Origin of the sequence: uncultured Draconibacterium sp. (assembly GCF_913060805.1) — a bacterium.
Taxonomy (GTDB): domain Bacteria; phylum Bacteroidota; class Bacteroidia; order Bacteroidales; family Prolixibacteraceae; genus Draconibacterium.
The window spans coordinates 94,246-114,971 of record NZ_CAJXTC010000010.1; the positions used below are offsets into that span (position 1 = coordinate 94,246).

Here is a 20,726-nt window from a genome sequence, read left to right on the forward strand (position 1 = left end):
GTCAGTTTTTCTGACGGGCAGGTAGTTTTGGACTATAGATTTTTTAATCTAAACTTGTTAAAAACGCATCGCGCTCTTTCAGGAACTCTGATAAACGCTCGATAGGATCGCGTGTTATCGCTACTCTTCCTGAGCGGATAAACTGCATTACCTTAAACTGGTTTAACTCCTCGAACAACGCTTGTGTATCTTCCTTGTGGCCGGTCTTTTCAATTACCACATAATCTTTGGTAATTTCAAGAATACGGGCGCCAGCTTTACGAACGATCGTTTCGATAGTGTCGCTCTCGTAAATCGGTTCGATCGGAACTTTATACAAAGCAATTTCCTGGAAGATCATTTCAGCGTTGGTGTGATAAAAAGCTTTCAATACATCGATTTGCTTTTCAATTTGGCTAACCAGTTTTACCGCCATCGCATCGGTACAGTGTATTACTATTGTAAATTTATAGATGCCCTGCAATGCCGACTCTGATACGGTAAGACTGTCGATATTTGTTTTTCTGCGTGTGAAAACGTTTGTGATCCTGGTTAAAAGACCAATGTGGTTTTCAGAATAAACTGTAAGGATATATTCTTTTCTCATTTTTTCAACTTTTTTCGTTATTCAAAATCCGAATTTAAGGCTCTAAAATTACATCCGAAACTGATGCACCCGTTGGAACCATCGGGAACACATTGTCTTCTTTCTCAATTTTCACCTCCAGCAAATAAGGACCATCGTGGTCGAGCATTTTTTTGATACTTGCATCCAGATCCTCGCGTTTGTCAACGGTGTGGCCCGGTATTCCAAATCCTTTACCGATTGTAATAAAATCGGGATTATGCAATTCAGTAAACGAATAGCGTTTTTCGAAGAATAACTGCTGCCACTGACGCACCATTCCAAGGAAGTTGTTATTCAGCAACATGATTTTAACCGGCAAATTGTTTTGCGCGATTGTTCCCAGCTCCTGAACGGTCATTTGGAAACCACCATCGCCAACAATACCAACAACAGTACGGTCGGGTGCTCCAAGTTGTGCTCCCATTGCAGCTGGCAAACAAAATCCCATTGTTCCCAAACCTCCCGAGGTTACATTACTTCTCGATTTTTTGAATCCGAAATAACGCTGTGCGATCATTTGGTGCTGACCAACATCGGTAACAAGAACAGCCTCATTATTTGTCTTTTCTGACACAATTCTAACGGCTTCACCCATTGTCAACCCCGGTTTTGTAGGGTAAAGGTCTTTCTGAATAACCTTTTCGTTTTCAATGGCGTCGCATTTTTTAAATTCGTTATGCCAGTTTTCGTGATTGTTCGGATTTACATTGTCGATAAGCATTTTTAATGCTTTTTTCGCATCACCCAATACGGCCACATCCGTTTTTACGATCTTATCAATTTCTGCCGGATCGATCTCAATATGAATGATCTTGGCCTTTTTGGCGTATTCGCTAACCTTGCCGGTAACGCGGTCGTCAAAACGCATTCCCACCGCAATAATCAGGTCGGCTTCGTTGGTGAGTTTATTCGGACCGTAGTTTCCGTGCATACCCAACATTCCTACATTAAGCGGATGATCGGTTGGCAATGCAGAAAGTCCCAATAAGGTCCAGGCTGCAGGAATTCCGGTCTTTTCAATAAACGTTTTTACTTCTTCTTCAGCATGGCTGATAATAATTCCCTGTCCAACAAACAGCAACGGTTTTTTAGCTTCGTTAATTAAATCGGCAGCCGCTTTAATCTGGTGTGGATCAATACTGGTTTCCGGTACGTAACTGCGAATTTTTTTACATTTTTCGTATTCGTATTCCAGCTCGCCAAATTGTGCATCTTTTGTTACATCAATTAAAACCGGGCCCGGACGGCCAGTTGTGGCGATATAAAAAGCCTGAGCAATTACTTTCGGAATTTCTTCGGATGTAGTAATCTGGTAATTCCATTTAGTAACTGGAATTGACATTCCCACGATGTCCGATTCCTGGAATGCATCGGTTCCGAGCAGCGGCTCAGCTACTTGTCCGGTGATACACACCAATGGTGTTGAATCGATCATCGCATCCGCGATTCCCGTCATAAGATTAGTAGCACCTGGACCTGAAGTTGCAAAGACAATTCCAGGTTTTCCGGTGACGCGCGCATAGCCCTGGGCACCATGAATGGCTCCCTGTTCGTGGCGGGTTAAAATATGTTTTACCTCTTTGTCAAAATCATACAACGCATCGTAAACGGGCATAATTGCACCGCCCGGATACCCGAAAATGGTATCCACCCCTTCTTCCATAAGCGACAGGATCAATGCTTGTGAACCGGTAACTTTTTTTGCTGTCATATTGTTTACTTTTTAGCGCCGGTGCTGATGCCGGCTATCTGTTTGTTCTTTGTTTTATTCTTTTATCTCAATTAGTCAATTAATCTTACGGCTCCCATATCGGCCGATGAAACGAGGCTTGCATAAGCTTTAAGCGCTTTCGATACGTTGCGGACTCGTGTTGCAGGTTTCCATGCTTTTGCGCCTTTTGCCTCTTCTTCGTCGCGGCGTTTTTGCAATTCTTCGTCAGAAATTACAAGGTTGATAGAACGCTCGGTAATGTCGATGGCAATTTTATCGTTGTTGCGAATTAGTGCAATTGCACCGCCACCAGCTGCTTCCGGAGACACGTGGCCGATAGACAATCCCGATGTTCCACCCGAGAAACGTCCGTCGGTTATCAGTGCACAGTGTTTATCCAGTTGCATCGATTTCAGGTACGAGGTAGGGTAGAGCATTTCCTGCATTCCCGGTCCTCCTTTTGGCCCTTCATAACGAATAACGATAACATCACCTTTTTGAACGTCATCGCCAAGAATTCCATTCACCGCATCGTCCTGCGAATCGAAAACTTTTGCTGTTCCCGTGAATTTAAAAATCGACGGATCAACACCTGCAGTTTTTACAATACAGCCTTTTTCAGCGATGTTACCAAAAAGAACAGCTAATCCGCCGTCTTTGTTGTAGGCATTCTCGAAATCGCGGATACAACCATTGGCACGGTCATCGTCCAATTCTTTGTAGGCGCTTTGCTGCGATCCCATAACCAGGTTTCGACCTCCACCCGGAGCCGATTTATATCGGTTTATCGCATCCTCGGTAACCGTATCACGTTTAATATCGTATTCGGCAATGGCTTCTGCCAACGTTCGTCCGTCGATACGCGAAACGTTGGTTTCCATTAAACCGCCTTTTTCCAATTCGCCCAAAATACCAAGAATACCACCGGCACGGTTAACATCCTGAATATGGTAATGACCATTAGGCGCCACTTTACACAGGTTTGGTGTGATGCGCGAAAGCTGGTCGATATCATTCATAGTAAAGCTAACTTCGGCTTCGTGTGCAATAGCCAGCAGGTGAAGTACCGTGTTGGTTGATCCTCCCATGGCAATATCCAATTTCATTGCATTTAGAAAGGCATCGCGCGAACCAATACTTCTTGGAAGTACCGAATCGTCGCCTTCGAAATAATATGCTTTTGTTGCTGCGATAATTTTTTGTGCAGCTTCTTCAAATAATTTCTTTCTGTTGGCGTGTGTGGCTACAATTGTTCCGTTTCCGGGAAGTGCCAAACCAATAGCTTCAGCCAGACAGTTCATCGAGTTGGCGGTGAACATTCCCGAGCATGATCCGCAGGTAGGACAAGCGTTTTCTTCCACCTTTTGCACATACGAATCAGCAATTTTGGTGTCGGCAGCCATAACCATTGCATCAACAAGGTCGAGGAATTTGTCGTCAACTTCGCCGGCTTCCATTGGCCCGCCCGAAACAAATACTGCCGGAATATTCAGGCGCATAGCGGCCATCATCATTCCCGGAGTAATTTTATCGCAGTTCGATATACAAACCATTGCATCTACTTTGTGCGCATTACACATGTACTCAACACTGTCGGCAATCACATCGCGCGACGGAAGCGAATATAACATCCCGTCGTGGCCCATTGCAATCCCATCGTCGATGGCAATGGTGTTAAATTCAGCAGCAAAATAGCCTTCTTTTTCAATTAAACTTTTTACATACTGGCCAATTTCGTGTAAATGAACATGCCCCGGAACAAACTGAGTGAACGAATTAACAATTGCAATCAAAGGTTTCCCAAAGTGTTCTTCTTTCATTCCGTTAGCTCTCCAAAGGCTGCGTGCCCCGGCCATTCTGCGGCCCTGTGTGGTTGTGTTGCTTCGTAATGTGTTATGCATACTTTTTTGTCTTTTTCTGTCTGTTATAACATTAAAAAAGCCTTTCTCTGTTTTGAGAAAGGCTTATAAATATCTTTAGTATCTATACAAATTAATGACCTTTCTCAGAACTTCCAAGAATGACAACGAGTAGGACAATAATATTGATAGATAAAATTTTCATAATTTTTGTAACGATGAAACAAATGTAAAAATTAAAATTTATTCTCAAAACGAATTGAAATCAAAATCTCGGAATTTGAACGAATTTTAAACATATATGAAGATTTACTTCGGAATTGTAATTGTTTTGATTACAAATCTGTCAATTTTTCCCGCGTATTTGAGAAGCGTATTTTGAATGATTTTATTAATTTCAGGCTTTGCAATAAACGCAAACATAAAACTAACAATGAGCCTACGCTACCATTCAATATGCCTTATCGGGTTGCTGTTTTTATTCTCCTGTGTATCAAAGCCAAACGGGGAAATTCTGAAAAATAGTGATTCGGTAAAAATTTATCCCGACTATACTGAAGTTACAATTCCTGCCAATATTGCTCCACTTAATTTTTTGGTTGAAGAAGAAGGAGATGCTTATTATCTGAATATTTCGGGTGAAAAGGCGGGGAGATTAGCTGTTTCATCTCGAGATGGTCAATTTCGATTATCAGAAAAAAAATGGAAAAAATTGCTTGGCGAAAACCTGGGAGCAAAAATCAGCTATCTAATCTCAATTGAGAAAGATGACAAGTGGATTCAATATCCTGTTTTTACCAATACTGTTTCTGCCGAAAAAGTTGATCCGTTTTTGTATTACCGTTTGTTATATCCGGGCTACGAAAGCTGGACCGAACTGAGCATTGTTCAACGAAGCCTTGAAAGTTTTAAGGAAAAGGCGGTAATTCAAAATAACGTGGTTGGGCAAAATTGCGTGAACTGCCATGCTTTTAATAACCAGAATGCCGATGATTTTATGTTTCACATGCGCGGTAATTTGGGCGGGACTTATTTTGTTGAAGATGGTGAGTTGAAAAAAGTGAACATGAAAACCAAGGAAATGCAAAACGGCGCCGTTTATCCGCGCTGGCATCCGTCGGGGAAATATGTGGCTTTCTCATCGAATAAAGTGGTGCAGCAGTTTCATTCCATGGAAAACAAAAAGATCGAGGTTTCTGATCTGAACTCTTCGTTGGTAATGTATGACGTGGATAAAAATGAAATAATGCAGGTGCCTGTTGATCCGAAAAAGCAATTTATGGATACTTACCCGGAATGGTCGACTGACGGACATTTTTTGTATTTCTGCCGTGCTGCTCAAATTGCCGAGAATTACGATTACCGGGATATAAAATATGATTTGTACCGGGTTGCATTCGATCCGGAGCTGCGAAAATTTTCAGAACCTGAGTTGGTTTTTGATGCTGCAGCTATTGGAAAGAGCGTTTCCTTTCCGCGGATAGCACCGGCCGGAAATGTGTTGATCTTTACCTTGCACGATTATGGTAACTTTTCTATCTGGCATAAAGAGGCCGACCTTTATTCGATTGATTTGGGGAATTTGCAGGTGAAGAAATGTGGAAACAACAGCGATTTTACCGAAAGTTACCACAGTTGGTCGTCGAATAGTAAATGGTTGGTATTTAGCAGCAAACGTGGCGATGGCCTAACAGCCCGTCCGTATATTTCTTTTATAGATGAAAACGGTGTTGCAAGTAAACCTTTTGTTTTGCCTCAGGAGGATCCCGGATTTTACAGGGATTTTGTAAAAACATTTAATATCCCTGAGTTTGCCAAAACGGATGTTGACCTTACACCGGGCGAAATTCGGGAAGCTGCCGGTAAAGAAGCTTTACAAGCCCAATGGGCAAACAATTAAATCAATTGAAATGACTTCAGTTCCAGATAAAACCAAAATAATATTTCGCTTTCTTCCTGCAGTGCTGCTGTTTCTGTTCGCAACTATTTTTCTGTACAGTTTTACCGACTATATTTTCTTTTATCAGGAAAAGTCGTCCTTATTTCAAGTCTCTTTTTCTTTCCTGAAACAGCACCTCGACCAACCGGGCGGAGTTCTGGAATACCTGGGACAGTTACAAATTGCCTTCTATTATTACCCTTTGGTTGGAGCGCTTATTGTGAGTTTGGAGGTTTTGCTGATTGTTTGGTTGTTAGCCAAAATCGGCAAAAAGTTAGGCGCAGAACAGTTCTTGTTCATGCCATTTTTAATTGGAGCCTTACTTTTTTACCTGCAAACAAATTACCAATATCAGGCATTAAATAACCTTGGAATTTTAGTGCAGTTACTTCTCTTTTGGAGTCTGATAAAGAGCAAATTCAAATATCAGTGGTGGATAGTAATTGTACTTCCCATTTTGTATTTTCTGTTTGGTAGTTATTGTTTTCTGTTGCTCGGTTTGTCAAGCATTTATTTCCTACAACAAAAAAGCTGGTTGAAGTTGACATTGAGCTGGATCAGCCTTGCGGTTTTCTTTTGGATCGGTAAAGAGTACTTGTTTTTCTATACTACCGATTCGCTTTTAGTATTTCCATTTTTGACAACAGTTATCGGCGGACAGGTTGTATTATTTGGTTTGACCGTTTTATTATTACTTCTCATTCCTGTGTTTGCAAAAATTAGAATTAAGGCAATTGAGCGGATAAAAATCAGACAGATAAAATTGGCCGGATTCTCTCCCTATCTAATTTTAGTGGTGCTTGTTGTTGCTGCCTTTCAGAATATTGATGTGAAGAGTAAACACTATTTTCAGGCTGAGAAATTGTTTTACGAGCAAAAATATGACGAGCTGATTCGTTATAATTTTAACGAGCCCACCACGAACAAACTAACGTTGTTTTTAAATAATGTGGCTTTGGCCGAAACCGGGCGATTGGGCGATTCGTTTTTTAATTTCCCGCAAAGCAACGATGGAAGCACACTGTTTTTGAAGTGGCAAAATATTGGTCAGTACCTACAATTTGGCGGTTATTATTATTATGCCATTGGCGTTGTAAATGAAGCGCAGCGTTGGGCTTACGAATACACGGTAATTTATGGCTACACACCTGAAACATTAAAAATGCTGATTAAAACCGAGCTGATAAAAGGAAATTACAAGACTGCTGAAAAGTATATCTCAATTCTTGATCGATCGTTATTTTACAAGGATGATGCAAGCTATTTCAGGAAGTTTTTGAATGATGATGCAGCCGTGCTGAACGATAAAGAATTGGGACGAAAAAAGCAGCAGGATACCAAATTCGATTTTTTTGTAAAAAGCGATACACCGTGGTTGAACCTGCTGCCTGTTTTAGATGCTGACTCGAAAAACTCGGTTGCATTGCAGTATGAACTGTCGTGGTTGATGCTTCAAAAAGATATGAAAGGCATTGTTGAATTGTTACCGGCTTTGGAAAACGCTGGACTAAAAAAGATTCCCAAAAATGTTGAAGAAGCTGTGGTGACCTACAAATTGTTGCGGGTAGGAGAGATGCCCGAGCTAAAGAAGCTGCAAATTGATCCTCAAACTGAACAGCGTTTTCAACGGTATTACCAGATTTATCAGCAAAACCAGGCGAACAAACGTAAAGCACAAATTGCGCTGCGTGATTTTGCCGATACTTACTGGTACTATGTCTTTTTCAATTAAAGGTTTACTTTATTTCGATTTTAAGAGTTCATCGTTGTTTTTAAATAACAACATAAATGCTACCACTAAAACAACAGAACTTAGTGTGGTGATTCCCCAAATGGCACTCCAGTTGTAACCGGCGTCGCTTTTAAAATTGGCTATTAATTCGCTGCAAATAAAATTTCCAACCAAAAGGCCGGCACCAAATGTTACCAGGAAAATAAAACCCTGCGCCTGCGATCGTAATTCGGCAGGTGCTTTTTTGTCAATATAAATCTGGCCGCCAACATAAAAGAATCCAAATATCAATCCGTGAATAAGAATTCCGATATAATACATCCAGCTTTGGTTGATAACACCACCGGCATAAAACGAAAGGTAGCGCACTGTAAGAGCAATCAAACCCAAAATCATCACTTTTCGTAAGCCAAACTTTTTAATGGCAGGGGGAACGAGAAGTAAAAATCCCATTTCTGCCAGAACGCCCCAGTTCATGGTTACCGAAATATATTTGGTGTTGATGTTCAGCAAAAACTCGGAAAAGAACGAGTAATACATTGAAAAGGGAATAAGCGACAGAAAAGAGAAGATGATAAAAATGGCAAAGTTTTTATCGCGCATTAATTCAACTGTTCGTAAACCAAAAGCATCAATCAGCGAACCTTTTTTCCCTTTGGCAGGAGGCGGAGTGTTCGGCAAAGTAAGGTTAACAAATACGGCAACGATACTTACTGCTGCACCGCAATAAAAGGGAATGTTCGTGCCATCGAAATCGAAGCCCAAAAGACTTATGAAAACTACACTGAAAATACCCGATGCCACCCAGCCAATCGATCCAAACACCCTGATTTTAGGGAATTGTTCGGATGGAATGTGCGCCATGGCAATTGAACTGGTTAAACTCCAGCTGGGCATGTAACCCAACATGGCAATTAGCAGGAAGATAAATAGTAAATCGGGTTGATTTGTTGTTCCGGCCATTAGCAACATTACAGCATTCAGCAAATTTAACGAAGCCAGTACTTTTTGGCCCGGGAAAAAACGATCGGCCAGCATGCCAATAACCGGCGAACCGAGGCAGCCAATAGCCATCGAACTTAATATCATCGATTTTTCGAAACTGCTAACGTCGAGGTTGGTTAAATATGCAGCCAGAGGAACCCACCAAACAGCGTACATCATGTATTGGAGGAGCATCATCAAAGACAGTTTTATTCTAATCATGACAATAGGATTTTAGGCAATGGGCAAATGCCAATGCGTTGGTTTAAGCAATAATGTTAAAATGAAGAACCGGTAACCTCTTCAGGCTCAGTTAAGAGTTGTGGGATATGAGGGCAATTCAGATCGTATTTTACAGTAGTTCAGTTAATGAAATTTGTTTTCTTATTGTAGAAAATACTAAATGAATAGGTTGATACAAAAAGACCGGCTCAAGTTGCCGGTCTTTTATATACTAACTAAACTAAACAACTAGTTGTAACCGGGATTCTGTTGCAACTGTGGAGCCTTGTTTATTTCCGTACGTGAAATTGGTAACCAATAGTTGGCATCGTTCCATGATCTTGCATCAGCATCTGATGAAGTGTCGTAGAACCATTCGTGGCTACCATCTTCGTAATGATAGATTTTAATTGGGTGAACCGTTTTGATAACGTCTTCCGCAATCATCCATTTACGAATCATATACCAGCGGTCGCCTTCACCAAAGAACTCTACCATACGTTCGTGGCGATACCAATCTCTGGCTTCTGCCTGGCTGGTTGTCATTTTATCAGGTAATCCTGCACGGTTACGAATCATGTTCAGTGCATCCATACCTTTTTCAACTTCGTTCAACTCAATACAAGCTTCGGCATAATCGAGAACAACCTCGGCGTACCTCATTTCAATCCATGCATTTTCGTTGTTAAAGTATTGTCCAACGGTTGCCGGATCCTGGTATTTTTTAATGTAATAACCGTTTTTAGTACCGTTCCATGCCTCGATTGGTCCCTGGCGGGTATCCAATCCTGCAGTTTGCGATCCATCGGCTGCTACATAATAACCTGTTTGAACACGTCCTTCAGGGTCTAAAGCTGCACCGTCAGTTGGGCGATCGATCCATTTTGCTCCATCGAAAAGAACAGTTGCATAAAAGCGAGGTTCTCTTCCTACGTATGGGTTAATTTCCGGATCAGCTTCCAGTTCGGCAGCTGTTGCTTCGCGTAATTCAATGTCGCCCGGGGTGTATTTGTCCCAAACGAAATCACTACCATCGGCCATTTCAAATTCGCGAACTGCAAGTTCGTTCGGGCCGTTGTTTCCCCAGTTGTGGTAACCGTTAGGTCCCCACCATCTGTTTTGGGTAGTTCTGTTACCCTGAGCCTGCAAGTGCTGCACACCCCAGATAGCTTCGTCATTCCATTCGCCTCTTTGTGTAAAAATGCTAGAGAAGTTTTCTGCATAAGCATCAACATCAGCATCGGTTAATGGAGAAGGAGGATCGTCGGTTGCACCTGTAAGTGAGTAATCACCGTAGTTTCCGTCCATGATTTCTTTGGCGATTGTTTGCGCCTGAGCCAGTAACGATTCTCTGCTGTGCGACTGGAATGAAACCAGCGGATCAGTAGAATAAGCGCCATGCATCAGTTCACCGGTACTCCAGCTTAAAATACGCGATTTTAAAGCAGCAGCAGCACCTTTTGTAGCACGTCCCTGATCCATATTATCTTTAGTTGGAAGTCCGGCAATTGCTTTATCAAGGTCGGCGATAATAAAATCAAGTGTAGCATCTAACGAAGACCTGTTGATTGACAAGAAATCTTCACCCAGTTCGAATGGCTGATCAACCAATACCAAACCGCCGTATGAGCGCATTAAGTTTACATAGTCGAAAGCGCGGATAAAATAAGCTTCGGCGATATAAGTTGCCAGGTCGGCTTCTTCATTTGCATTTTCGGTAGGCACGTTCTCCGCATTTGCAAGAAATACGTTTACGTTTTTAATGTTGCTGTATAAGCTCCACGAAATCCAGTTGAAACGCCAGTTTCCAAAGTGTCCCAATTCATCAGGGCTCATAATACCCTTAAGGAACGGGTAACCACTCGGACGGTGTATACACAATAACTCGTCGGTAGCTCCGGACAGAAGATCTTCCCTTAAACCCAATAACATATTGTTATCAACGCCAATAAAGTCATAACATCTGCCCAAATATGCTTTTGTTAGGTTTAAGTCTTCAAAAACAGATTCCTCGTTAAAAGCGTCAACCGCCTTTTGGTCGAGAATATCGTCGCATGATGTTGTTGCAAAAATAAGCGTCAACACCAGTATCGAACCTAATATATTTTTCATATTCTTCATTTTTCAATATTCATTAATTACTAAAATGTAACTTTAACACCAAGAGCCAGCGTTCTTACAGCCGGATAGTTCATAGGAGCTCCAATTTCAGGATCGAAATTTTTCTGAGCAGCATAAATCAGGAACAGGTTGTTTCCTGCAAAATATACCTGAGCTCTTGAGATTCCCAAATCGCCAAATACAGTATTTGGAATGGTATAGGTAAGAACGGCATTTTTCAAACGGCAGTAAGCCATGTTATCCAGGTGGTAAGTACTCATATGGTTGTCAAACGACCAATATAAGTCATCGCGGTTGTAAGCTCTTGCCACATCAGTGTTGGTGTTTTCAGGTGTCCAACGGTCGTCGAAACTCCATTGGAAATAGTTACCTGCTTCACCACGACGTCCATCTGCAATGTTCATGCGGTAATATTTACCCTGACCTTGTGCCAGTACTGATAAGTGCCAGTTTTTGTAGTCTAAATCGATAGACAAACCGTAACTAACTTCCGGCATATCTGTTTGGTCGATAAGTATACGGTCGTCGCTGGTAATTGTTCCGTCACCATCCACATCGCGGAAAATAACATCACCAGGTTTTGCTCCATCCCAGTGAGGATAGTCAAGTGCAGCCTCATCGGCAAAAATACCAATCGCATCGTACATTAACCAGGCTCCATAAGGGTGTCCGGTACGTTGTTGCCAAGGCTCTGCTCTCTCAGGTTCGTCCATAAATACCACTTCGTTGTGGTTGTACGAGAACTGACCGGTAACGTCAAGTCGAAGGTCGGATGTAATATTTTTGTGGTAACCTGCTTCCAACTCAAAACCACGGTTGTCAACTTCAGCAATATTTTCATCAGGTAATGCTAATCCGGTGAATCCCGGAACAGAAGCATCACGAGAAGCTAAGATATCAGAACGTTTGCTGTAGAAGAAATCAGCGTCGAACGAGATCAGGTTTTCAAGAAATTGGGATTCGAAACCAAGGTTGTAAGTAGTTTGTTTTTCCCAGGTAATATTTGGGTTTGCTACTCCTGATTGTTGAACAACAGTTTCAACTTGTTTTCCTGAGCCCATTGTTAAACCGGTTCCCAGTACATATTTGTTCATATATTGGAAAGGACTACCAGGGTCCATACCCATTTTACCATACGAAGCTCTCAGTTTGAAGTAATTGATGAAAGCCAGATTGTTTTGCCAGAAGCTTTCTTCAGAAGCTCTCCATCCTAACATTAAACCAGGGAAATTACCCCAGCGGCTGTCAGGAGGGAATTTTAACGAACCGTCGCGACGGAACAGTGCTTCAACTAAGTATTTTCCTGCGTAGCTGTAGTTGGCACGACCAATGATTGATTTACGTGCGTAAATTGACATCGATCCCCAGTTGTCTTTATCAGTATCAGAACCTGCGTCGATTGTTTGTACAACATCTGAAATGTAATACTTACGGAAGGCTCCAAAGTAGTTGCTGTTTTGTTCAACTTGCTCGTATGCACCAAAAATTGAGAATGAATGGTCGCCAAAGTCGCGCGCATAATTAAAGTTGAAGTTTGCCAGCTTACGAATATTGCGGCTATAGTCTTCAGCTAATTCAGGAGCTGAATAACCACGTAATGAAGGTGTTAGATCCATATCAATTACATAACCTTCTGAATCGTAGGTTGCACTATCCCAGTTTTCGGTATAAAGTGTCCATGGTTTACGGAATTGTTTTCTGTACCAGTTCGATACGTCGTAAGAATAATATCCGCTCAATGTTAAACCTTCAACCATTGCAGGTGTAATTGTTGCTTTGAATGTAACCTGGTTGATGTAGTCTTTCTGATCGTCGTAACCACCTTCGAAAGTAGATGTTACAACAGGGTTATCACCATATTCAATATCCGGTCCCGGTAATCCGTTTGGCCAGAATGACCAACGGGTAGGAAGCAGACGGGTTGATTGTCCGTAAATATCGCTTGCACTCTTTGTAGGGTACTTTTTGTTATTTAAGAAACCGGCATAATCAACCGATGTGGTTAACCAATCGGTAATAGGAAGTTCCAGTTTTGCACGCAAATTATATTGCTTGTAATTGGTTGATTCCTGTTTGTAAATAGCTTCTTCGTTTTTATAACCCAACGAAACGTAGTAATACATTCCGTTACTACCACCGTCAATACTGAAGTTGTGTTTGCTGGTAGTTGTCCAGTCGTCTACCAAGTCGCCAACCCAGTCACTATTTGGGTGTTGCCAAGGGTCGCGGCCACTGTAGAACAAGGCGATATCTTCATCAGAATAAGTACGCTCTTTGTTTTCGTAATCCTGGTATTCACTTAACATGGTGGCATAATCGCCTGCGTTAGTTACTTCAGGAAGGATTGTTGGAGTCATAAAACCTTGATAGAACTGGTAGTTCATTCTTGGTTTTCCTGATTTACCTCTTTTTGTGGTTACCAGAATAACACCGTTTGCAGCTGTTGAACCGTAAATTGCAGCCGATGCATCTTTCAGTACCGATACACTTTCAATATCAACCGGGTCAACATCGCCAAGCGAACGACCAGGAATACCATCAATTACTACAAGTGGTGCAGTTAATTCAGGGTGGTCGTTACGGTCTCCTAAAGTGGTACGTCCACGAACGAGAATAGTAGCGTTACTTTGTCCCGGCTCACCGGTTGTTTGAATACCGGTAACACCGGTCATACGACCCGACAGTGTGTTGGTAACGTCGGCAGCAGGAATAGCTTCAATTTGCTCTCCGTTAACTGAAGATACAGAACCCACCACGTTGGCTTTTTTCTGCGAAGCGTAACCTACGGCAATAACTTCTTCAAGACCAATTGCTTCAGCCTCAAGAGTAATGTTAATGGTTGCTTTGTTGCCAATGTTCACTTCCTGACTTCTCATTCCCACGAATGAAAATACCAGAACTTTGGCGTCGGCAGGAATACCGGTTAAATTGTAGTTACCGTCAACATTGGTAACAATACCAACTGTTGTTCCTTTTACGATTACCGATACACCCGGAAGAGGCATACCTTCTTCGTCGACAACAGTACCCGAAATAGATTTTTCCTGCGGGTTGTCTGAATTGGCAGCAGACTGTCCGTCGTTGGCTGCCGGGTAAACAATAACTTGTCGGTCAATAACCTGGTAAGCAAGATGATGTTGTGGTAAAATTTCATCTAAAATTTCTTCCACACGTGCATCATCGGATGTTACCGACACTTTTTGATTGTCGTTCACAACGTCGTTGTTGTAAACAAACTTGAACTCGCTTTGGTCAGCGATGGTTTGAAATACTTCTTTCAGGCTGGCCTTTTTCATTTTTAAATCGAACTTAACCGATTCAGAATAAGTGCTGGCCTGCACGCTAACAACAATCGCCAGTAACAATGCCATAGTGACACCTGCTACACGTCGAAATTTTGTTAGCCATCCCGATGAACAGGAAAGCTTAGCATTAATGCATTTTTCCATACAATAATAGTTTAGTTTGTTAAACAATAAAATTTAGTTCATTTAAATCTCCTGTGTAAATAGTTGATCAGACTCACAAGAAGACTTTCTTTTTTGTTCTTAATTCACATCATTTCTAATCTTGTCTTGATTTTTTAGATTCTATAATTATTCCGTTATTATTTATTTTGTATTCAAATGTTTTGGCCACGCTCAGTAATTCGAGTATCCGTTCCAGCGATTCTTCTTCAAATTCTCCCGAATATTTAAAGTTTCCGGTAACTGAGTCGGCAACAAAAATCCGTGTTTCAAAATGGCGTTCCAGCTTTTTCGAGATGCTGAACAGATCTTCATCGTAAAACCGCAATATTCCATCGCGCCATTGAGCCGGTTTCCCCAGGTCGGTGTGCAACAGTTTCATTTTTCCGGTGTTGGTATTGAAATAAGCACGATCGCCCGGATTTAAAATGGCAGTATTGTTATTCGTATTCGGGTTTAGCTGAACCTTTCCTTCGTACAACGAAATTTCGTGAACATCGTCGGTAGGGTAGGCAACAACATTAAAATGTGTTCCCAAAACTTTGGTTTTCAGGTTCGAGGTTTCGATTATAAAAGGCTTTTCGGCATTTGGGGCCACTTCAAAATAAGCTTCGCCAAACAGGGTTACTTCTCTTTTGTCGCCAATAAATGGTTCGCTGGCAATTAACAACGACGATGAGTTTAACCACACCTTGGTGCCGTCACTTAAAGTCACCGTCTTAATTTCTTTGGCTCTACAACTGTACTGGTTTAGCGTTGGTGCCTGCTTTTTTTCGATAATATAGTTTATTGAAAATGCCATTGATACTATTAATAATACAGTAGCTGCAATTCCGATCCATTTCCAGTTATTGGTTTTCGGACTTTGGTGATATGTGAATCCGAGCTTTTTTTCAGTTTGCCGGATTATAGAGTGTTTTTTTGCTCTCGGGAAATATTTCCTCCAGAAGGTATTAAGTACAGAATAGCTTCGTGCAGTGGATTTATGTTTCTCCAGCTCATTGTTGAGAAGTCCATCTTCTTCTTCGCTGATGGATTCTGTAAGCTTCTTAACAATGAGCTCGTAGGTGTCGTCTTTCTTCGTCATCTTTTGTCTTTCTACCTAAAAAGACGTTCGTAACATCTACTATACCTAATTCAACAATAAAAAAATCAATAAATATTAAATTCTAATGAAAATGGGAGAGGAGGATAACTTTTTCGGCAACTGGTTTTACCAGGCGAAAGAGAATAAACTGGCTTGTTTTAAAGGCGATTTTTTTGCTTTCTTTTTCTTATCGATGCCCAGTGCTTCTGTTATTTTTTTCAGTGCGGTAACCAGGTGGTTGTTTACCGTTTTTTCCGAAATGCTCATTATTGCAGCAATTTCGCGGTGTTTAAAACCATTTATTTTTGCCAGCGAAAAAGCTTCACGGCATTTTGGAGGAAGTTCACCGATAGCTTCATAAATTTTATTCAGCATTTCTTTTTCTATTGTCTCATCATCTTTGCTTTCCACTGCCGGGAATAAAAAATCGTTGTATTCGTCGATGAATACAATTTTTTCGTTTTTCATTTTCCTGAGATGCGACAGGCAGCTATTTTTAACTGCAATAAAAAGGTATGATCTGATATTGTGAATATTGGGGAGCTCGGATCTTTTATGCCAAATTTTAACATAAACATCGCTTACCAGTTCTTCTGCAATTTCCTGATTGCGTACAAAACTTAAAGCGTATTGAAGTAATTCGTCAGAGGTGACTTCCATAAGGAGTTGAAAGCGTCTGGTATTTCCTTCAGCAATTAACAGTTTCGTTTTTTGGTCGTTTAGCATCTAGTTTCAGCAAGTTGTGCAGCTCAATTTTTAAAGAGATACACTTTAGTTTAGTTTAATGAAAATAAAGGTAATGAACCTAGATGTAAAAAAAAAGGATTTTTATAAAAAAGGATTTTGCTAATTTATTGAAATTGTTTTGTATTTACCATAAACATTGGCGTTTGGGTGTTTTGCAACCGTTCGGTACTGGTAGGTAATTTTTTTATTCTTAACCGGAAGCCTGAACATAAAGAAGTTGTCATCTATTTCCAAATTTTTTGTTTCGGTCCATTCATTAGAAATAAGGGCATCGGTAAATTCGGGAAGCGGGCGATACTGAAAACAAACTTTAAGATTTTCCTCGTCGCCTTGCTCAACAATACTGCCGTTAAATTGCACGTAACTCGTTCCGCCGGATTGTATGATTTCCGCCTCGCCGGTTTCTACAACGGGGGGAACAAATGCCGGTTCAGCATTCGTAATTTTTAAAACAAGAGGATAATTCCATTTTTGATTATTGTATAAACGTTGTGCACGCACGCAGGAAATGTGTATGCCATTTTCTTCCTGTTTGAAAAATGTGGTAGCGTTTATTTCGGGCATGTATTCAACACGTTTTCCCGATTGCCCCAATACTTCAACATTGGTATTTTCGGTACTTTTAACCGATTTTAAAATAAACTCGCGACGTTCGCCCCGCGGCCACTCCGCTTGTTTGGTTAGAATGGCATAAAGTGTTTTTTCTTCCGGTTTCCAGGTGAACCAAATATTTTCTTCGTTCGGAATAATCCATGGTTTTGTAGCTTCAATTGCTTCTCCGTTTACAAAGTTCCAGGCGGCAATTTCGCGCAACAGGTTTTCCTGTTCTTCGGCAACAGCGCCATTTGGTTTTGGCCCGATATTGAGCAGTTGGTTGCCTCCTTTTGCTCGAGTTTCAACCAGTATGTCCATTAGCTGAACACCCGTTTTATAGGTTTCGTTGGCAGGTTTGTAAGCCCACTGCGTTCCCATAGTTAAACATGCTTCCCACGGATCGGTAACTGTGGTGCCGGGCACCGTTTGTTCCGGTGTTTCCATGGCGCCACGTGTTATCACCACATCGGGGTGAAGTTCCCATGCTACTAGTTTACATTTTTCAAGCAAAGTTCCTTCGCCACCATCGTAAAAAAGAATGTCGATGTCGCCGTATTTAGCCATTAATTCAATGGTTTGAAGTTCGTTTAACTCCACATATTTATTCATAAGGTGTTGCGGAATGTCGTTAATATTTGTGCGGCGGATTTCGAGCCCGTTTTCATGCAAAAAATGAAAATCCTCGGGAGAGAAATAAAATCCAACTGCTAATCCTGCTTCGCGCGTGGCTTCGACAAATTCTTCCAGCAAGTCTTTTTTATAAGGTGTGTTGGTAATGTTAAAGTCGGTGGTTTCGGTGTCCCACATACAAAATCCCGAGTGGTGTTTTGTGGTGAACACAATGTATTTCATTCCGGCCAATTTGGCCAGCGTTGCAATTTTTTTTGCATCAAAATCTTTAGGGTTAAACGTTTTTGGAAGCTCGTTAATGTATCGGTTCTGGTAATCTTCCGATGCCCCAACCATCGAGTGGCTGATTACAATTCCCAACTGGCTGTCGAAACTAAAATGAATAAACATACCGAAACCGAGATCACGAAACCATTCAACACGCTCGGGTTTGTTCATGTTTAATACCTCTTGGTTAGTTGTTTGCGCCCACAATGCTACCGAGAATGTTAGTAGCAGAAATGTTATGAATGATTTTATCATAGCGAGAAAGATTGATGTTTTAAGGACTGTTAAAGTACTAAAAAATAGCTGGGGTGCAAGTTGTATAAATGGCCATATTTTCATTGAAAAATACAATGTTTTACAAATCAGGACTATACGATTTTTGTGCACAGAAATTTGACCATAATGATTGTGTAAATACATTTTTTCTATTAAAATGCTACATTTGTAATATGTAGTACATTTAAACGTATTTACCACTGACCAAAATTTACGATAATGGATGAAGTCTTTAGAAAAATCGGGAGCAAGTTAACGCTGAGCCAAAAAATTGAACGTAGAATTGAAGCTGCAATTCGTGAGAAAAAATTACCGGTAGGATCAAGGTTGCCAACCGAAAGAGAATTGTGCGAATCGTTTGGTGTTAGCCGAACGGCATTGCGCGAAGCACTGCGTCGGTTAAGTGCACGCGGACTCATAGAAATTACCAAAGGTAGTGGAATGACTGTTACCGGGCTAAAGATTGACGACGCCATTGAAAACCTGAATTTGTATTACGATATGCAGTTCGACCATAATCTGATTGCTCAAATTATTGAAGTGCGCAGGTTATTCGAGCCCGAGATTGCAGGATTGGCAGCCAAACAACGCACACAAAACGACTTAAGCGATATTCAGGATAATATTGAGGCTTTTAAGGCCTGTAATCCTGACAATATTCAAATGGAGGCCGACCTGGATAATAAGTTTCATTTATTGATTGCCAAAGCAACGCATAACCCGATTGTGCAGATTTCGATGGAGCCTATTTATTCGCTTTTGCCGCGCATGCGAAACCTGATTTACGCAAATGTAGAGGGCGAAAAAGACATTACGCTCGAGTATCATCTGAAAATATTTGATGTAATAAACAAACAAAAAAGGGAAGAGGCAGCTGAGCTAATGAAAGTACATTTGCACCGTACAATGGAAATCTATCAGAAATACCTGCACAACTCTATTTAGGATACAACGGTTTTATGAAATTTTTACAAAGCGTATTTTTTATTGGTTTGGCATTGCTCGTTTTTGCCTGTCAGAATAAAAAAGAGGAAGTGTTCGATTATCAAAATTATTTATCTCAGGGAAAATTCAAAGAAGCTGAAATCAGGTTGAATGAGCTAATTTCTGATGATCCGCAGAACGAACAATTAGCTATTCAGCTGGAAACCATCCACCGTTTACGAAAGGAGTTTCCTTATACTCGGGCTGATGTAAAAGAACAGTTGAGCGAATACTTCCCGGATTTAACAGACGATGACCTGAACCAATGGGAAAATGCCAGGCAGCTGGAGATGCGTGTTATCGATGGTGAGAAGCGTTATTTTTCAAGGTCGGTCAGTAATTTCTTTCGTTTAAACGAAGCTGCCGGAAAGATTAAAGAAGAGAAAAATGGGAAAGCCTACGATGGTGTTGAAGATTTTCAGCAGACCGTTATTCCACAGTGGTTTGAAAAACCAATTGAGCCACGAAATCCTTTTGTTCCGCAACGCATAAAAGTAGATTATACAATTACGCTGGACGCCAATGCAGTGCCGGCAGGCGAACTGGTAAAATGCTGGTTACCTTATCCGCGAACCGGGTCGCAACGTTTGCCTAGGGTCGAATTTTTGGAAGCCAGTCAGGAGGAATATATCATTGCTCCGAACGAAACCATGCAACGCACCGTGTATATGGAGAAAAAAGCGGTGCAAGATGAGGCGACGGTTTTTCAAATCTCCTATGTTTTTGAAACTGCTGCACAGTGGTTCGATATAAAACCAGAAGATGTTCAGGGATACGATAAAAACTCGGAGCTATATAAAAAATATACTGCCGAGCGTTTGCCACACATTGTGTTTAACGATCAGATAAAATCATTAGCTAAAAATATTGTTGGCGACGAAAAAAATCCGGTAAAACAAGTAGAGCTCCTGTATTATTGGATCAACGATAATATCCCGTGGGCCGGAGCACTCGAATATTCGGTTATGCCTTGCATTCCGTGTTATGTGCTCGAAAATATGCACGGCGATTGTGGTATGCAAACCTTTTTGTTTTTGAGTATGGCTCGCAGCCTCGGAATTCCGTGTAAATGGCAAAGTGGCTGGTATTTGTTGCCGCAAACCAAAAACCTGCACGATTGGGCCGAGGTGTATTACGAAGGCGTTGGTTGGGTGCCGGTTGATCCGTCGTTTAAGCTAATCGATTCGGAAGACAAGCGCATTAAAGAGTTTTACCTGAACGGACTGGATTGTTACCGCTTGGTGGTAAACGATGATTTTGCCCGTGAACTGGTTCCACCTAAAAAGTATTATCGAAGCGAACCTTTTGATTTTCAGAGAGGAGAGCTGGAATGGGAGGGTGGTAACTTGTATTTCGATACATGGGATTATCATCTCGATTTTGAATATTTGCCGGCTACCGAAAACTAATCGTATCTAGATGTTAAGGATGAATTTTTCATAGAGTGATTCTCCGGAAAAATCACTTTAAAATTTATATTTGTAATATGTAATACAAAT

13 protein-coding genes are annotated in these 20,726 nt (G+C 41.2%); 4 read left to right on the forward strand and 9 right to left on the reverse strand.

The window, feature by feature from the left end; genetic code table 11:
• Nucleotides 1–43 precede the first annotated feature (43 nt).
• The 3 genes from ilvN to ilvD all read right to left on the reverse strand — a co-directional run bounded on the left by ilvN (nt 44) and on the right by ilvD (nt 4,219).
• Nucleotides 44–586, reverse strand: a complete 543-nt coding sequence (ilvN, locus tag QZ576_RS08250; protein WP_297095957.1) for an acetolactate synthase small subunit — start codon at nt 584–586, stop codon at nt 44–46.
• 34 nt (nt 587–620) lie between these two features.
• Nucleotides 621–2,318, reverse strand: a complete 1,698-nt coding sequence (gene ilvB, locus QZ576_RS08255; protein ID WP_297095958.1) for a biosynthetic-type acetolactate synthase large subunit — start codon at nt 2,316–2,318, stop codon at nt 621–623.
• Between the two features lie 71 nt (nt 2,319–2,389).
• Nucleotides 2,390–4,219, reverse strand: coding sequence for a dihydroxy-acid dehydratase (gene ilvD, locus QZ576_RS08260; RefSeq protein WP_297095960.1), 1,830 nt, complete (start codon nt 4,217–4,219; stop codon nt 2,390–2,392).
• 391 nt (nt 4,220–4,610) lie between these two features.
• On the opposite strand from ilvD, the gene QZ576_RS08265 reads away from it, so the two are divergent.
• Entirely contained in the window at nt 4,611–6,077 is a 1,467-nt protein-coding gene (locus QZ576_RS08265; protein ID WP_297095961.1) for a hypothetical protein, read from the forward strand.
• 10 nt (nt 6,078–6,087) lie between these two features.
• Nucleotides 6,088–7,848, forward strand: a complete 1,761-nt coding sequence (locus QZ576_RS08270) for a DUF6057 family protein (protein WP_297095963.1) — start codon at nt 6,088–6,090, stop codon at nt 7,846–7,848.
• A 9-nt stretch (nt 7,849–7,857) separates the two neighbouring features.
• On the opposite strand, the gene QZ576_RS08275 is transcribed toward QZ576_RS08270, so the two are convergent.
• From QZ576_RS08275 to QZ576_RS08300, 6 genes are all read right to left on the reverse strand, one after another.
• Entirely contained in the window at nt 7,858–9,054 is a 1,197-nt protein-coding gene (locus QZ576_RS08275) for an MFS transporter (protein WP_297095965.1), read from the reverse strand.
• Between the two features lie 249 nt (nt 9,055–9,303).
• Nucleotides 9,304–11,166: a RagB/SusD family nutrient uptake outer membrane protein gene (locus QZ576_RS08280; RefSeq protein WP_297095966.1), complete on the reverse strand. Its 1,863-nt coding sequence runs from the start codon at nt 11,164–11,166 to the stop codon at nt 9,304–9,306.
• Nucleotides 11,167–11,195: 29 nt separating this feature from the next.
• Nucleotides 11,196–14,624, reverse strand: coding sequence for a TonB-dependent receptor (locus QZ576_RS08285; RefSeq protein ID WP_297095968.1), 3,429 nt, complete (start codon nt 14,622–14,624; stop codon nt 11,196–11,198).
• Nucleotides 14,625–14,739: 115 nt separating this feature from the next.
• On the reverse strand, nt 14,740–15,729 hold the full coding sequence (locus QZ576_RS08290; RefSeq protein WP_297095970.1) for a FecR family protein: 990 nt from the start codon (nt 15,727–15,729) through the stop codon (nt 14,740–14,742).
• Between the two features lie 126 nt (nt 15,730–15,855).
• On the reverse strand, nt 15,856–16,455 hold the full coding sequence (locus QZ576_RS08295) for an RNA polymerase sigma factor (protein ID WP_297095972.1): 600 nt from the start codon (nt 16,453–16,455) through the stop codon (nt 15,856–15,858).
• A 120-nt stretch (nt 16,456–16,575) separates the two neighbouring features.
• Complete coding sequence (locus QZ576_RS08300) at nt 16,576–18,222, reverse strand: alpha-L-fucosidase (protein WP_297095974.1); 1,647 nt, start codon at nt 18,220–18,222, stop codon at nt 16,576–16,578.
• Nucleotides 18,223–18,462: 240 nt separating this feature from the next.
• Here QZ576_RS08300 and QZ576_RS08305 point away from each other — a divergent pair, with 240 nt between their 5' ends.
• Nucleotides 18,463–19,188, forward strand: a complete 726-nt coding sequence (locus QZ576_RS08305; protein WP_297095976.1) for a FadR/GntR family transcriptional regulator — start codon at nt 18,463–18,465, stop codon at nt 19,186–19,188.
• A 14-nt stretch (nt 19,189–19,202) separates the two neighbouring features.
• Nucleotides 19,203–20,636 carry a transglutaminase-like domain-containing protein gene (locus QZ576_RS08310; protein WP_297095977.1) on the forward strand — a complete coding sequence of 478 codons (1,434 nt, stop codon included), beginning with the start codon at nt 19,203–19,205 and terminating at the stop codon, nt 20,634–20,636.
• Nucleotides 20,637–20,726: the final 90 nt, after the last annotated feature.

Coding starts and splice junctions, on each gene's coding strand:
- QZ576_RS08310 (WP_297095977.1), top strand. CDS start 19,203: ATGAAATTTTTACAAAGCGTATTTTTTATTGGTTTGGCATTGCTCGTT.
- QZ576_RS08275 (WP_297095965.1), bottom strand. CDS start 9,054: ATGATTAGAATAAAACTGTCTTTGATGATGCTCCTCCAATACATGATG.
- QZ576_RS08295 (WP_297095972.1), bottom strand. CDS start 16,455: ATGCTAAACGACCAAAAAACGAAACTGTTAATTGCTGAAGGAAATACC.
- QZ576_RS08285 (WP_297095968.1), bottom strand. CDS start 14,624: ATGGAAAAATGCATTAATGCTAAGCTTTCCTGTTCATCGGGATGGCTA.
- QZ576_RS08305 (WP_297095976.1), top strand. CDS start 18,463: ATGGATGAAGTCTTTAGAAAAATCGGGAGCAAGTTAACGCTGAGCCAA.
- QZ576_RS08270 (WP_297095963.1), top strand. CDS start 6,088: ATGACTTCAGTTCCAGATAAAACCAAAATAATATTTCGCTTTCTTCCT.
- ilvD (WP_297095960.1), bottom strand. CDS start 4,219: ATGCATAACACATTACGAAGCAACACAACCACACAGGGCCGCAGAATG.
- QZ576_RS08300 (WP_297095974.1), bottom strand. CDS start 18,222: ATGATAAAATCATTCATAACATTTCTGCTACTAACATTCTCGGTAGCA.
- QZ576_RS08265 (WP_297095961.1), top strand. CDS start 4,611: ATGAGCCTACGCTACCATTCAATATGCCTTATCGGGTTGCTGTTTTTA.
- QZ576_RS08280 (WP_297095966.1), bottom strand. CDS start 11,166: ATGAAAAATATATTAGGTTCGATACTGGTGTTGACGCTTATTTTTGCA.
- ilvN (WP_297095957.1), bottom strand. CDS start 586: ATGAGAAAAGAATATATCCTTACAGTTTATTCTGAAAACCACATTGGT.
- ilvB (WP_297095958.1), bottom strand. CDS start 2,318: ATGACAGCAAAAAAAGTTACCGGTTCACAAGCATTGATCCTGTCGCTT.
- QZ576_RS08290 (WP_297095970.1), bottom strand. CDS start 15,729: ATGACGAAGAAAGACGACACCTACGAGCTCATTGTTAAGAAGCTTACA.